The 14,568-nt window shown below is 73.3% G+C and carries 11 protein-coding genes; 3 read left to right on the top strand and 8 right to left on the bottom strand.

Annotation, left to right across the window (positions count from 1 at the left end):
* Nucleotide 1: 1 nt before the first annotated feature.
* From ASC64_RS16615 to gatC, 5 genes are all read right to left on the bottom strand, one after another.
* Nucleotides 2-1,714 carry a hypothetical protein gene (locus tag ASC64_RS16615; RefSeq protein WP_056908648.1) on the bottom strand — a complete coding sequence of 571 codons (1,713 nt, stop codon included), beginning with the start codon at nucleotides 1,712-1,714 and terminating at the stop codon, nucleotides 2-4.
* Between the two features lie 306 nt (nucleotides 1,715-2,020).
* Nucleotides 2,021-3,430 (bottom strand): hypothetical protein, encoded by a 1,410-nt coding sequence (locus ASC64_RS16610; protein WP_056908647.1) that lies wholly within the window; start codon nucleotides 3,428-3,430, stop codon nucleotides 2,021-2,023.
* A gap of 178 nt (nucleotides 3,431-3,608) precedes the next feature.
* Nucleotides 3,609-5,117 (bottom strand): Asp-tRNA(Asn)/Glu-tRNA(Gln) amidotransferase subunit GatB, encoded by a 1,509-nt coding sequence (gatB, locus tag ASC64_RS16605; protein WP_056908646.1) that lies wholly within the window; start codon nucleotides 5,115-5,117, stop codon nucleotides 3,609-3,611.
* Nucleotides 5,114-6,643, bottom strand: a complete 1,530-nt coding sequence (gatA, locus tag ASC64_RS16600; protein ID WP_056908645.1) for an Asp-tRNA(Asn)/Glu-tRNA(Gln) amidotransferase subunit GatA — start codon at nucleotides 6,641-6,643, stop codon at nucleotides 5,114-5,116. The genes gatB and gatA overlap by 4 nt, the downstream gene beginning before the upstream one ends.
* The gene (gatC, locus tag ASC64_RS16595) at nucleotides 6,643-6,942 is read right to left on the bottom strand and encodes an Asp-tRNA(Asn)/Glu-tRNA(Gln) amidotransferase subunit GatC (protein ID WP_056908644.1); all 300 of its coding nucleotides are present in this window, start codon (nucleotides 6,940-6,942) and stop codon (nucleotides 6,643-6,645) included. The genes gatA and gatC overlap by 1 nt, the downstream gene beginning before the upstream one ends.
* Before the next feature lie 181 nt (nucleotides 6,943-7,123).
* On the opposite strand from gatC, the gene ASC64_RS16590 reads away from it, so the two are divergent.
* The 3 genes from ASC64_RS16590 to ASC64_RS22390 are packed head-to-tail and all read left to right on the top strand — an operon-like array spanning nucleotide 7,124 to nucleotide 10,292.
* Entirely contained in the window at nucleotides 7,124-8,689 is a 1,566-nt protein-coding gene (locus tag ASC64_RS16590; protein WP_056908643.1) for a N,N-dimethylformamidase beta subunit family domain-containing protein, read from the top strand.
* Nucleotides 8,690-8,724: 35 nt separating this feature from the next.
* The gene (locus ASC64_RS22395) at nucleotides 8,725-9,381 is read left to right on the top strand and encodes a hypothetical protein (RefSeq protein ID WP_162245820.1); all 657 of its coding nucleotides are present in this window, start codon (nucleotides 8,725-8,727) and stop codon (nucleotides 9,379-9,381) included.
* Nucleotides 9,378-10,292 (top strand): LCP family protein, encoded by a 915-nt coding sequence (locus tag ASC64_RS22390; RefSeq protein ID WP_056908641.1) that lies wholly within the window; start codon nucleotides 9,378-9,380, stop codon nucleotides 10,290-10,292. The genes ASC64_RS22395 and ASC64_RS22390 overlap by 4 nt, the downstream gene beginning before the upstream one ends.
* 9 nt (nucleotides 10,293-10,301) lie before the next feature.
* Here the strand turns inward: ASC64_RS22390 and ASC64_RS16575 are convergent, their stop codons facing one another.
* The 3 genes from ASC64_RS16575 to ASC64_RS23030 form a co-directional block, all read right to left on the bottom strand.
* Nucleotides 10,302-10,946, bottom strand: a complete 645-nt coding sequence (locus ASC64_RS16575) for a response regulator transcription factor (RefSeq protein WP_056908640.1) — start codon at nucleotides 10,944-10,946, stop codon at nucleotides 10,302-10,304.
* A 57-nt stretch (nucleotides 10,947-11,003) separates the two neighbouring features.
* A complete protein-coding gene (locus tag ASC64_RS16570) occupies nucleotides 11,004-13,241 on the bottom strand; it encodes a sensor histidine kinase (RefSeq protein WP_056908639.1) in 2,238 nt (745 codons plus the stop codon).
* A gap of 66 nt (nucleotides 13,242-13,307) precedes the next feature.
* Nucleotides 13,308-14,558, bottom strand: a complete 1,251-nt coding sequence (locus ASC64_RS23030) for a calcium-binding protein (RefSeq protein ID WP_056908638.1) — start codon at nucleotides 14,556-14,558, stop codon at nucleotides 13,308-13,310.
* Nucleotides 14,559-14,568: the final 10 nt, after the last annotated feature.

Below are 14,568 nucleotides of genomic sequence, written 5' to 3'. Positions count from 1 at the left end.
ATCAACCCTTGGCGGCCTTGAGCCGGAACGTCGTGACCGCTCGCTGCGCGCCCGTGGCCCTCTGCACCGCACGGACCTTGAGCGGGCCGCCGGCCAGGAGGGCACGCGCGGTCTTCGTGACCTTGAGGACCAGGCGCTTCTCGCCGCCGGGGGCCACGGTGTAGGCGCGTTCGGAGACCGTCACGACCTTCTTGCGGACCTTCCCGGGGACCCTGACCTTGCCGGCGGTGCGGACGGTGAGGGTGCCCGCACAGGCGACGGTCGAGTCGCACGACACCGCCAGCCTGAAGCGGTTCTTCCGGACCTTCTCGACCTTGGCCGCGTCGAGCTCGCCCACGGTGGGAGCCGGCGCCGGGACCGGAGGGGTGACGGTCGCGACGGTCGCGGCCGTCGAGCTGCCCGCGAGCGTGGTCATCCGGAAGGTGTGGGTCGAGGCGCCCGCGGGCAGGTCGAAGGTCACCTTCACCGAGCCGCCGGTCCCCGTGATCGACTTGGAGGCGTTCCCGGTGCTGACGCAGGCCGCCTCGCCCGCGCCCAGACCGAGCACGGTGACCGTGACGGTGCTCTTCTCGACCGCGGTGGCCGGGGCGGAGATGCGGAGCGCGGCGTCCGCGGCCGGGGCGCTCGCAAGGGCCGGAAGGGCCTGGGCGGTCGTGCGTCGGTACTGGTCGCGAGCGCCGAGCGTGATGCCGGACGTCCGGGCCGTAGCCAGGATGCCCGGCTGGTACGCGACGGCACCGTTGTCGGCGGCGAGCGTGGTGGCGCAGGGCGCGAGGTCCGCGACCTGCACGGCCCGGAGCCAGGTGGCGGCCTTCGCCGCTGCAGCCGTCTCGCCCGCGCGGGCCAGGGCCCAGCCGGCGAGACCGGTGGTGTTGGCGTTGTAGCCCTCCGTCGCACCCGCGCTGAACGAGCCGTCGGCGGCCTGCTGGCCCTTCAGCCAGTCTGCGGCGAGGGCGGCTGCACCACGGGCTGTCTTCGAGGCGCCCTCCGTGTCGAGGATGTTGACGACGGCCAGCGCAGTCGTGTCCACGCTGCCGGTGTCGGCGCTCGTGCACCCCTGCTGCGAGTCGGCCTTGTCGCCGTTCAGCTGGGCGCGGAAGAAGCCGGCGTCGCACTGCTGGGCGAGCAGGAAGGCGGTCGTGTCCGCCGCCCGGGGCGAGCCTGCGGTGGTCAGCGCGCGGGCCGCGAACGACTGGCCGATCACGTTGACGAAGTCGGCATCGTAGGGGTCGCTCGTGTCGACGCCTGCGTCCTCCAGGCGGCCGGTCAGCGGGGCCGAGGAGGAGACCAGGCCCTCGAGGCGGGCGACCTGGTCGGTGCCGTTGAAGGCGGTCGCGTCGTGATCCGTCGCCTGCGCCAGGGTCACCAGCTTGGCCAGGCTGCCGGCGTACACGCGCCCCGGGGTGAAGCCGGCGACCCACGACTCCGAGAGCGGCTCGACGGCGTCGGCGATGCCCGAGGCGGCAGAGTCCTTGCCCACGGCCTTCAGCGCGAAAGCGACGTCGGCGGAGAGCCCGAGGTCGTCGAAGTCGTACTCGTCGTTGTGCACGACCCCGTCGGTCAGCTGACCGGTGAGCCAGGTGGCGCCGGCCTGGACGGCGCGGTCGGCCGTCGGGCTGCCCGGCAGCGGCGCGGCGGACGCCGGCTGCGTGAGCGCCGGCACGAACGTGGTGGTGGCCAGCGCGACGGCGGCCAGCCCGGAGAGGAGCTTCATGGTCCCTTCCCTCACTGCCACAGCGAGGGCGCCGGTGTGACCCGTCGACCCCGCTGCATTCCTCGACAGCGATGGTGATCAAGACGCGTCGAGGCGGGTGTTCCGGCTCGCACGGGATCGCTCCCGTGCCCACGGTTGCGGGTCAGCGCCGGCGTTGGACCGGCTTTCCCCAGCTCGTGCGTGTGTGGTGCCGACCCGGATGGGTGCGGCCCGCGAAGCGTAACCCCGGGCCGGCCCGGGACGCACGCCGGCCCGGCGTCTGGCGACGCCGGGCCGGAACGTGGTGCTGACGGTGGTGCTACTGGGTCAGTTGCGGACTCGGATCCACGTACGCGCCTCGTCGTCCGAGGTCTTCACCAGACCGACGCGACGCTGGTTGCCCGTGGGCAGCTGGAGCTTGCGCACGATCCTGGTGCCCTTCGTCTTGCCCTTCACGCGGCGGAAGTCACCCTTGACCTGCATGCAGGCGCTCTCGCCGGGAGCGATGCCGTAGACGCGGAACTGGACGCGCTCGCCGGCGCGGGCCTGCTGCCGCACGGACTCGATGCGGAACGTGTCCTGGCTCGCCGGGGCGAACTGCAGGCCGAGGATCCCCTGGGCCGTGGCACGGCGCCACTCGTCGCGACCGTCGGCAGGGATGCCGGTGGCCTTGGCTGCCTTGGACCGGTCCTTGCGGAAGGCGACGGCACCGGTGTCCTTGGTCAGTGCCGTGCGGCACTTGTACTTGTCGACCGGCTGGTTCTTGCGGACCCAGAGCCCCGCCTTCTGCGCGGCGTCGGACTGGCGCATCAGGCCGAGCGCGTAGCCGCCGAGGGCCGTGGTGTTGGTGTTGATCTGCGCGTTGTCGCCGGAGCTGCGAATGGCACCGCTGTTGCGCTGCCGGTCGACCAGCCAGGCGCCGGCCCTGTCGAGGGCGGTCTTGACCGCCGGGGAGCTGTCGTGCGACTCGATCAGGTTGATCATCACGAGCGCGGTGGCGTCCGGGTCAGCCTCGCTGCCGGAAAGACCCTCGGTGCACGACTGGTTCGGCAGGTCGGCGTTGTCGAAGCTGAGCCGGAAGTAGCCCGACGTGCACTGCTGCTTCAGCAGGAAGTCGCGTGCAGCGGCCGCCTCGGTGGACCGCGCCAGCGACAGCTCGCGCACGGCGTAGGACTGGCCGACGACGTTGGCGTGGTTGCCGGACTCCGACTTGTCGAAGATGCGGCCGGCGATGGCGGCGGCCTGCGGCTCCTTGGCGGGGTCGGCCGGCACGTCGGCCGTGCGCTCCTCGAGCCGTGCGACGAGGTTCTTGCCGCCGTAGTCGATGGGGTTCTCCCCGGCCGCGCGGGCGAAGGCGGCCGCCTTGCCGAGCGCTCCGGCGTAGGATTCCTTGGCCCCGTCACCGACGTACTCGTCCACGCGAGGCTCGAACGCGGCGTTGATCGCCGCGACTCCGGTCTCGTGGCCAGGCACGCTGTGCAGCGCGAGACCGGTGTCGAGCGTCAGCCCGAAGTCGGCCTTGCCGTTGGTGATCATGAGCCCGTTGGCGAGCTCCCCGGTGATCCAGTCGGCGGCGACGTTGGACGGGGTGCTGTCGGTCTGGATGCCCGCCTTCGCGCTCCGGAGGGCAGACGACTGGTCCGCCGATGCGGGCGGAGCCGCGAGCACGCCGACTCCCAGTGCGACGGTCGAGAGAGCGACCGCGGCCGATCGGATGGGTCGATTGCGATGGTGCATGACTTCCTTCCCGCTCGCCCCGGGACCCCACGACAGCAGAGCCGTCAGTCCCCCGTGTGGCGCGAGCGTTGGTTGGTGATGTGACCAATGTGACTCGCGTCGACCATAACAAGTTGTCTAGACCGGGCCACGGGGGCCCGAATCAGCCAAAAGTAGGGGGTCCGCGCGGGAGGAAGGATCAGGTGAGCTTCTCCAGGATCAGCTCACGCACCCGGCCGGCGTCGGCCTGGCCGCGCATCTCCTTCATCACTGCGCCGATGAGCGCACCGGCCGCGGCGACCTTGCCGTCGCGGATCTTGTCGGCGACGTCCGGGTTGGCGGCGATCGCGTTGTCGACGGCCGCACCCAGGGCCCCGTCGTCCGAGACCACGGCCAGCCCGCGCTTCTCCACGACCTCGTCCGGGGTGCCCTCGCCGGCGAGGACGCCCTCGAAGACCTGGCGGGCCAGCTTGTCGTTGACCGTCTTGTCGTCGACCAGCGCCTGGATCCGCGCCACGTCGGCCGGCGTGATGGGCAGGTCGACCAGGTCGACACCGTCCTCGTTGCTGCGCCGGGCGAGCTCGCCGAGCCACCACTTGCGCGCGGCCTGCGGCGCGGCGCCCTGGGCGATCGTCTCCTCGACCAGCCCCAGCGCCCCGGCACCGACGGTGTCGCGCATCTCCATGTCCGTGAAGCCCCACTCGGCCTGCAGGCGGGAACGACGCACCGTCGGGTTCTCCGGCAGCGTGCCGCGCAGCTCCTCGACCCACTCGCGACTGGGTGCGACGGGCACCAGGTCGGGCTCCGGGAAGTAGCGGTAGTCCTCGGCGTCGGACTTCTCGCGTCCGCTCGTGGTGATGCCGGTGTCCTCGTGCCAGTGGCGGGTCTCCTGCAGGATCGAGCCGCCGCCGCTGAGGATCGCGGCGTGGCGCTGCATCTCGTAGCGCACGGCCCGCTCGACCGAGCGGAACGAGTTGACGTTCTTGGTCTCCGTGCGGGTGCCGAGCACTCCGCTGCCCTTGGGCGCGAGCGACAGGTTCACGTCGGCACGCAGGTTGCCCTGGTCCATCCGTGCCTCGGAGACGCCGAGCGCGACGATCAGCTCGCGCAGCTGTGCGACGTAGGCCTTCGCGACCTCGGGCGCCTTCTCCCCGGCGCCCACGATCGGGCGGGTGACGATCTCGATGAGCGGGATGCCGGCGCGGTTGTAGTCGACCAGGGAGTAGTCGGCGCCGTGGATGCGACCGGTCGAGCCGCCGACGTGCAGCGACTTGCCGGTGTCCTCCTCCATGTGGGCCCGCTCGATCTCCACCCTGAAGGTCTCGGTCTCCCCGGCCTCGTTCTGGATGTCGACGTCCATCCAGCCGTCGAAGCAGATCGGCTCGTCGTACTGGGAGGTCTGGAAGTTCTTCGGCATGTCCGGGTAGAAGTAGTTCTTCCGGGCGAACCGGCACCACTCCGCGATGTCGCAGTTGAGCGCGAGGCCGATGCGGATCGCCGACTCCACGGCCTTGCCGTTGACCACGGGCATCGCGCCGGGCAGGCCCAGGCACGTCGGGCACACGCCGGCGTTGGGCTCGCCGCCGAAGACAGCCGGGCAGCCGCAGAACATCTTCGAGGCGGTGTTGAGCTCGACGTGGACCTCCAGGCCCAGCGCCGGGTCGTAGGCGGCGAGCACCTCGTCGAAGGGCATGAGGATGTCGGTCATCGCGTGACCCCTTCGGTCGCGGAGGAGGTGAGTCCAGTGGCCTGGTCGAGCAGCGGGCCGCCCCACGCCCGGGTGAGCAGCGCCTCGGCGGCCGCGCCGACGCGGTAGACGCGGTCGTCGGCGAGCGCCGGGGCGAGGACCTGGAGGCCGACCGGGAGGCCGTCCTCGTCGGCGAGGCCGTTGGGCACCGAGATGCCGGGCACGCCCGCGAGGTTGGCCGGGATGGTGGCGAGGTCGTTGAGGTACATCGCCATCGGGTCGTCGAGCTTCTCCCCCAGCCGGAACGCCGTCGTCGGCGCGGTCGGCGAGACGAGTACGTCGACCTGCGCGAACGCGGCGTCGAAGTCGCGGCTGATCAGGGTGCGCACCTTCTGGGCCTGGCCGTAGTAGGCGTCGTAGTAGCCGCTCGAGAGGGCGTAGGTGCCGAGGATGATCCGGCGCTTGACCTCGTCGCCGAAGCCGGCGTCGCGGGTGGCCCGCATGACCTCCTCGGCGCTCGGGTTGCCTTCGGGGGTGACCCGCAGGCCGTAGCGCATCGCGTCGAACTTGGCGAGGTTGCTGGACGCCTCGGCCGGCAGGATCAGGTAGTAGGCCGCGAGGGCGTGCGCGAAGGACGGGCAGGAGACCTCGACGACCTCGGCGCCGGCCGCGACCATGGTCTGGACCGACTCGTCGAAGCGGGCCATCACGCCGGGCTGCCAGCCCTCGCCGGCGAGCTCGGTGATCACGCCGATCTTCACGCCCGTGAGGTCGCCGGTGGCTCCGGCACGGGCCGCCTCGGTGAAGGAGGGCCACGCCTGGTCGATGGACGTCGAGTCGCGCGGGTCGTGCCCGCCGATCACGTCGTGCAGCATCGCGGCGTCGAGGACGGTGCGGGTCACCGGACCGGCCTGGTCGAGGCTGTTGGCCAGGGCGACCAGGCCGTAGCGCGAGACCCCGCCGTAGGTCGGCTTCACGCCCACGGTGCCGGTGACGGCGCCGGGCTGGCGGATCGAACCGCCCGTGTCGGTGCCGATCGCCAGTGGCGCCTCGAAGGCCGCCACCGCGGCGGCGGAGCCACCGCCGGACCCGCCGGGGATCCGGTCGAGGTCCCACGGGTTGCGGGTCGGGCCGTAGGCGGAGTGCTCGGTGGAGGAGCCCATCGCGAACTCGTCCATGTTGGTCTTGCCCAGGATCGGCAGCCCGGCCTCGCGCAGCCGCGCGACCACCGTCGCGTCGTAGGGCGGGACCCAGCCCTCGAGGATCTTCGAGCCGCACGTGGTCGGAAGGCCGCGGGTGGTCAGCACGTCCTTGACCGCGATCGGTACGCCGTCGAGCGGGCCGCGGGCCTCGCCGCGGGCGCGACGGGCGTCGGACTCGGCAGCGTCGGCGAGGGCGCCCTCGCCGTCGACGTGGAGGAACGCGTGGACCCGCTCGTCGACCTCGGCGATCCGGTCGAGGTGCAGCTGGGTCAGCTCCACACTGGTGGTCTCGCCACCGGCGAGGGCGGCAGCGAGGTCGGCCGCGGTGTCGCGCACGGTGCTCATCAGGCCTCCTCGCCGAGGATGCGCGGGACCGAGAAGCGCTGGTCCTCCACGGCCGGGGCGCCCGAGAGCGCCTCCTCCGGCGTCAGGCTGGGCACCACGACGTCCTCGCGGAACACATTGGTCAGCGGGATCGCGTGCGACGTGGGCGGCACGTCGTCCCCAGCGACACCGTTGATGGACGCGACGGACTCGAGGATGACGCTCAGCTGGGGCGCCAGGTGGTCGAGCTCGGCGTCGGAGAGGTCGATGCGGGCGAGCGTGGCGAGGTGCGCCACCTCGTCCCGGGAGATCTCAGGCATGCGGGCAATCCTAGGTGCACGTCTCACCCGCACAGGCGCCCGGTCGGGACCGGCGTCCTGAGCGTCCCGGGCGCCCGGGATCGCGGCCCCATGTGCCGGGACCCGCCTCCGGCGAATCGTCGATGCCACGGCGTCGGAGGGTCCGTCGCCACCGATCAGGCGACAGGGCGAGGCGATCACGATGGGCACACGGACGCTGACGTGGGGCGGGGCACTCGGACTGGTGCTGGCGCCGCTCCTGGTGGGGTGCGGGACGGCGTCACACCTCCCGGTCCGCGACGCGGGGCAGGAGGTGGGGGCGGTCCTCCCCGCGCCGCGGACGTCCGCGGCGGCCCGCGCGCAGGAGCCCGCACCCGAGCCGCGCGGCTCGGAGGACTGGCGGATCAGCCGGTCCGGGACGCACGGCGAGCTCGCGGCCTACACCACCCGCGCCAGCGGCCTCCCGGGCACGCGCGTGGGGCTCAAGGTCTCGACCACCCAGGGCGGCTGGGAGGCCGCCGCCTACCGGATCGGGTCCTACCCGGGCGGCACCGGCGCCTTCGTCTGGGAGTCCGGGTTCCGGCGCGGTCGCGAGCAGTCGGGCCCGCGCTACTCGTCGTACGAGCGGCGCACGGTGGTCGCCCCCTGGCAGCGCGACCTCACCATCGACACCGCGACCTGGCTGCCCGGGTTCTACGTGTTCCGGCTGCACACGGACACCGGGTTCGAGACGCAGGTCCCCTACGTCGTCACCTCGCCCTCGGCGCGGGGCACCGTCGCCCTGGTCGCGCCGGTCACCACCTGGCAGGCCTACAACGAGTGGGGCGGCTACAGCCTGTACGCCGGCGCCAACGGCGACACCCCCAGCCGGGCGGTCAGCTTCGACCGGCCCTACAACGGGGCCACGGGCGCCAACGACTACCGCACCGCCGCCATCCCGATCGTGGTCCGCGCCGAGAAGTCCGGCGTGCCGCTGTCCTACTTCACCAACGTCGACCTGCACAGCACGCCGACGGCGCTGCGGGGCGCGCGCGGCTACGTCTCGATGGGGCACGACGAGTACTGGACCAACACGATGCGCGACGTCGTGCTCGGCGCCCGTGACGCCGGCACCAACCTCGCCTTCCTCGGCGCGAACACCATGTACTGGCGGATCCGCCTCGAGGCCGGCGCCGAGGACCCGGCGCGCGTGGTCGTCGGCTACCGGCACTCCGCCCACCTCGACCCGCTCTACGCGCAGGGCTCGGTCGACACCACCGGGCTGTTCCGCGAGCCGCCGGTCCCCCGGCCGGAGCACGACCTGCTGGGCATGCAGTACGAGTGCTACCCCGTGGACACCGACTACGTCATCGCCAGCCCCGGCTGGTGGGGCTTCCGCGGCACCGGCGTGCGGCGCGGCGACCACGTCCACGGCCTGGTCGGCCCCGAGGCCGACCGCGTCTACCCGGACGGCCGGCTCCCTCGCCCGCTGCAGGTGCTCAGCCACTCGCCGTACTCCTGCCGGGGCGTCACCACGACCACCCAGTCGGTCTACTACACCTCGCGCTCGGGCGCCGGTGTCTTCAACGCCGGGACGCTGCGCTGGGGCTGCGCGATGGTCGACCGCTGCGAGCGTCCCCTCGGCGACGCCACTGCCGACTTCACCCGGACGGTGACCGGCACCCTGCTGCAGGAGTTCGCCCGCGGCCCCGTCGGGACCCGCCACCCCGCCCGGGACAACGTCGCCGACTTCGACCTCTCCAGCGTCAACACGGTCCCTGCGAGCTGAGACAGCACGGGACGCCGTCGGCCATGATGAGCGACATGGGCCACCCACCACGCCACGCCCTCCCGGCCCGCCCCGTGCGGGCCGCCGCGGTGGTCGCGGCGCGGGTCGGGGCGTGGGTGGGGGTGGCGGTGCTCGCCGGCGGGTGCTCGACGGCCGGGGCGCCGGAGGACGACGGGACGCCGGACGCCGAGTCGGCGGCGCTGCGGGTGGAGACCGTGTCGGGGGCCGAGCGGCTCGACGAGCAGACCCGCACCGAGCTCGAGGGAGCGGTCGGCGACGTGCTGTCCGACTACGTCGTCGAGGCCTTCCTCGGACCCTTCCCGCGCGAGGAGTTCGTCCAGTCCTTCGGCTCCTTCACCAGCCAGGCCGCCCGCACGGCAGCGCGCGACATCGACCGGCTCACGGCAGCGAGCGCGGCCGACGCCACCGCGGTGCGCGCCACCCGGCTCGACGCCCGCCTCTCGTTCCTGACCCGCTCCGGCACGGCGTACGCCGGCACGGCCGCGGTGGACTTCGCCTTCGAGGCCACGATGGACGACGGGTCGACGCGGGAGCTGGTCCTCGACGGCCGGATCATGATGGAGGCCGAGTCCGACACGTGGCGGATCTTCGGCTACGACGTGTCGTTCGACGACGGCGTCGGGACCGATGCCGAGGCGGAGTCGGCCGCCGAGCCGGAGGTGGGCCGGTGACGTGGCTGCGACGCGTCTGCGTCCGGCTGGCCCTGCTCGCCGGCGTGGCGCTCGCCGTCCCGACGGGGTCGGTGCACCCCACCACGATCAGCCTCACGACCATCGGCACGGCCAAGGCGGTCGACGCCGGCAACGGGGACGACGTGCTCTGGGTGCTGGCGCTCGGCTCGGAGGCGGCCGCCGGCGAGGACGTGACGCGCGGCCTGACCGACGCCATCCAGCTCATCGGCGTGCAGCCGAGCTCCGGCCGGGCCGTGGCCATCGGCCTGCCCCGGGACCTCTGGGTCGAGCAGCCCGGGGGGTCCGCACGGCTCAACACCACGCTCCGGGACCACGGCACCGAGGGGGTCGCCCGCGAGGTCGATGAGCTGGTCGGCATCCAGCCCGACATCGTGCTGGTCACCGGCTTCGACGGCTTCGTGTCCACGATGGACACGGTCGGCGAGGTCCGGGTCGACTCCCCGCTGGCCTTCACCACCGAGGACGGGGGCGTGCAGGTGAGGCGCGGCCGCAACACCTTCGACGCCGAGCAGGCGCTCTCCTACGCCCGCACCCGCCAGACCCTCCCCGGCGGCAGCGACTTCGAGCGGGTCGCCAACCACCAACGGCTCCTGCTCGGCGTGCTCGAACGGCTGCGCAGCGCCGAGGACGAGGAGGGGTTCATGGAGCGCGTCGCCCTCTCCGCGCTCGCCGGGCTGCAGACCGACATGGGTCCGAGCGAGGTCTACCGCCTCGTCCAGGCGCTCACCACGATCGACCCCCGCCGCACGACGGCGTGCATCATCCGGGGCACCTTCGGCGTGGAGGGCGGGGCGGCCGTCGTCTACCCGGACGAGGAGCAGGCACGCGCCGTCGGCGCGGACGCGCGGGAGGACGCCCGCCTGCAGGGCGGCTGTCGCGACGGCTCCTGAGGCGTCACGTCAGCCGAGGCCGGCCTCGCGTGCCTTGACGATCGCCTGGGCGCGGTGCGCCACCTGGAGCTTGGTGAAGATGTTGCTCGCATGGTTGCGCACGGTCTTGACCGAGAGCCCGAGCTGGCGGGCGATCTCGCCGTTCTCCTTGCCCTCGGCGATGAGACCGAGCACGACACACTCCCGGTCGGTGAGGTCGGGGAACGCCTCCCCGGCAGGGCGGCCGCGGGCACCGGCGAAGTAGCCCATCACGCGGTCGGCGATGCCCGGCCCGAAGATCACCTCGCCCGCGCCCACGGCCTGCACCGCACGGGTGATCTCCCCGCGTCGCGCACCCTTGAGCAGGTAGCCGCGGGCCCCGGCGCGGACGGCCGCGAAGACCGACTCCTCGTCCTCCATCATCGTCAGCACGAGCACCCCGATGTGCGGCGAGGACTGGACGATCTGCGCGGTCGCGTCGATGCCGTTGACGCGGGGCATGTGGAGGTCCATCAGCACGACGTCGGGCTGCAGGTCGAGGGCCAGCGCGACCGCCATCGCTCCGTCGCCGGCCGTGCCCACCACCTCCACCGCCGGCGTGGCGGCCAGGAGCGCCTCGAGGCCCCGCCGGAACTCCTCGTGGTCGTCGGCGATCAGCACGCGGTGGGTGTCCATCGCCCGCACCTCTCTCCCCCGGCCATTCCCCCGGCCATTCCCTCGGTCATCCCCCGGTCATCCCTCGCCGAGCGGGAGCCTGACCCGTACGACGGTGCCGCCGCCCGGTCGCGGCACCACCTCGAACGACCCGCCGAGCTCCTCGGCGCGCTCGCGCATCGAGGACAGGCCTACACCCGCGCGCCGGTCGGGGGCCAGACCCGAGCCCGTGTCGGCGACCTCGACGCGCAGGTCCCCGTCCTCGCGGACCAGCACGACCGTGCAGCGGTCGGCGCCGCTGTGCCGCTGCACGTTGTTCACCGCCTCCGTCACGACGCGGTAGGCCGCCACCTCGACCGCCGCCGGCAGCGGCTCGAGGTCGTCGGCTGCCTCGACCGTCCACGGCACCCGGACCGGACCGCCCGCGGTGGCGTGCTCGGCGGCCCGGTGGCGCAGCGCGGAGACCAGACCGAGCTGGTCCAGCGCCGGCGGCCGGAGCCCCTCGACGAGGCGGCGTACCTCCGCGATCTCCTCGCGGGCCTGGTCCGAGAGCCGGGCGACCAGCTCGGAGGCCTGGCCGGGGTCCTCGTGGATGAGGTCCGAGGCAGACTCCAGCCGCATCGCCAGGGTCGCGAGCGAGGGCCCCAGCCCGTCGTGGAGGTCGCGACGCAGCCGCCGCCGCTCCTCCTCCCGGGCCGCGACGAGCCGCTGGCGCGACGCCTGCAGCTCGCGGTTGGCGGTCATCGCCTGGACCAGCGCCCCCACCTGGCTGCCGACGTCCTCGAGCAGGCGGGCGTCGCCCGGGCCGAACGGGTCCCGGCCCACGTCGACCTCCACCCGGAGCCGGCCGAGCGCGGTGCCGCCGACGGCGAGGTCGACGGTCGCCGGAGTGCCGTACGACGTCCCGATCGAGGCGGCGATCGGCTCCGAGCCGGCCGTCGCGAACACGTCGACCGCGGCGAACGACAGGTGCAGCCGCCGGGCCAGCAGCTCGAGCGCCTCGCGGAGCACGTCCTCGGGGGCCGTCACCGGGTCGAGGCGGCGCAGGTCGGACACGACCCGGTCGGGGAAGACCCGGTCGCCGTAGACGAGCCGGCGCACGACGCGCTGCACCGCGACCGCGCCGGGGAGCAGGAGCAGGGCCAGCAGGCCGCCCACCAGCATCGAGCCGACCGAGATGTCGGCGGCGGCATCGACAGCGCGCACCAGTGCGACGAACGCCGCCCCCACCACGACCAGCACCAGCGCCTGGACCAGCCCGCGCCGCACCCGGGGCTCGATCTCGTCGAGGTGGAAGTGCGCCGCCGCGGCGGCGACGCACGCCAGCGGGACGCCTGCGGACAGGGTGGCCAGGACGTCCCATCGCAGCGGTGAGTCGCCGGTCAGCCAGAGCGGCACCTGGCCGAGGAGGACCCAGGTCCCGAGCCCGGCGCCGAGGCCGAGGAGCACCAGCCGGGTGGCCAGCACGTCGACCCTCTGCTCGGCGCGCGCGTGGACGAGCGTGGCAGCGAGGAACAGGGCGGGCACGGTCGCCCACAGCGTCGGTACGGCGACGGTGGCCAGCACCTCCTGCCGCTCTGGGCGGGAGTCGGCACCGCTCCGCGCGAGCCCCAGCCAGGCGGCGTACCCGAGGGCCGGCACGAGCAAAGCGGACGCCGGCACCCACCGGCGCGAGGCCCCGGGGAGGCGCACCAGGAGGGCGACGGCGACCACGAGGGCCACCAGCCCGATGGCGGCCAGGGCCTCACCGAGCGCCTCGGGCCACACCCCGCGCGAGCCCACGAGGTCGACCACGCCCGGGCCGAACGGGGCCGAGGTCAGGGCCGCCGGCAGCAGGGCGGCCGCGGTGAGGAACGCCCGCGCCGACCCGGCCAGGGGCCGGGCCCAGTAGACCGCCGAGCCCACCAGCAGGACCGCGACGGCGGCAGCGACCGCGCGCCACTCGGCTCGCAGCGCAGCCGCGACGGGGTAGTCGACGAGCGTGACGTCGACCTGCTGGATGCGGTCGAGGGCACCGCCGGAGCGCCGCACCTCGTAGCGAAGGACGTCGCCGACCTCACGCCCCGCGGCGCCCCCGGCCAGCCAGGCGTCCACCGTGCGGCCGTCCACCTGCTGCACCTCGTCGCCGGGCAGCAACGGCGTCGACCCGAACGTACGCGCGACCGTGACCGACCCCGTGGACCGGGTGCCGTCGGGCAGCAAGGACGACGACAGGCTGGTGCCGTCGGACGGGCCGGCCGAGAGGGCGAGCAACAGCCAGCCGACCGGCAGCACCCAGGCCGCAACGAGCACGAGCAGCCTGCCGGTGCGGGACATGGGGGCATCGTCCCGCGCGGCACAGGCCCGCGGAAGTGGGAGCGCCGGCCAGCCTTCTCGGCGGCGTCAGCAGCTGGAGCGCTTCTCCGCCGCCTTGCAGGTGTCGTTGCCGCCACGGCCGCGCGCGATGTCGAAGCCCTTGCCGCCGTCGAGGCGGTCGGGCTGGCGCGAGCCGGTCATCACGTCCGCGCCCCCGCGACCGTAGATCTCCACGCGGTAGTCGGGGTTGGCGGTGATGACCTCCGAGTCGTTGCTGCCCTTGAAGATCGACAGGGTGCGCGCCGGCAGGACGATGTCGCTGAAGCCGGTGATCTTGCCCTCGAGCGTGTAGGGCTGGAGGTCGCGGACCGTGCTCTTCTTGAGCTGGTCGATGCGGACCGTGGGCTTGATGGCCGGGTTGGAGCTCGGCAGCAGCCGCAGCTTGTCCTGGCCGCCGTAGCCCTTGGCCACGAAGCCCGACTCCACCGGGATCGGGAACGTGATCGTGTCGACGCCGCCGCCACCGCGCAGCACCTGGTGCAGCTCGGAGGTCGAGGTCAGGGCGTCCTCACCCGTGCCCCCGACGAGGATGTCGGAGCCGACAGAGCCGCTGAGCGAGTCGTCGCCCGCCTCGCCGTAGAGCCGGTCGTTGCCGAGCGTGCTGCTGGTGTCGGCCACGATCGTGTCGTCGCCTCCCCGACCGAAGATCGCGTCGTCGCCGCCGCGGGCGTAGATCGCGTCGTCGCCGTTGGTGCCCTTGATGGTGTCGCCGAGCTCAGAGCCGGCGATCCGGATGCCGTGGCTGTAGCCGGTGACGGTGTCGTTGCCGTTGGCGGCGATCGCCACGGTGGACGCGGCCCGGAAGTCCACGACGACCGGCGCCGGGGCATCGGCGTAGGAGACCCCGTCGAGCACCCGGACCGTCCCCTCGCTGGCCTGCCGGAAGTCGAAGCCGAGGTCGATCGTGTCGTCGCCGAGGCCGCCGGAGATGGTGTCCCCCTTCATCACCGTGCGACCGAACTGGTCGACCTTGGCGAGGTCCGCCCCGCCGTAGAGCCGGTCGTTGCCCTCCCCGCCGACGATGACGTCCGCGCCGTCGCCCCCGCAGATCACGTCGTTGCCGCTTCCGCCGCGGATGGTGTCGTTGCCGCCGCGGGCGACGATGACGTCGCGCTGCGGGGTGCCGTTGATCGTGTTGCCCAAGTTGTTGTCCACGATCGTGGCCTTGAGGCCCGCACACGAGGGGGCGGCCGCCTGGGCGAGGGGCGCAATGGCCACCGGGGCGGCCAGGCCGGCAGCGGCGACGAGCGCAGGGACGAATGATCGGACGAGACGCATGCTGACTCCC

Origin of the sequence: Nocardioides sp. Root122, assembly GCF_001425025.1 — a bacterium.
In the GTDB taxonomy this organism is placed as follows: domain Bacteria; phylum Actinomycetota; class Actinomycetes; order Propionibacteriales; family Nocardioidaceae; genus Nocardioides.
Note: the sequence above shows the minus strand (reverse complement) of the source record. Positions and strands in the feature narration are given on the sequence as shown.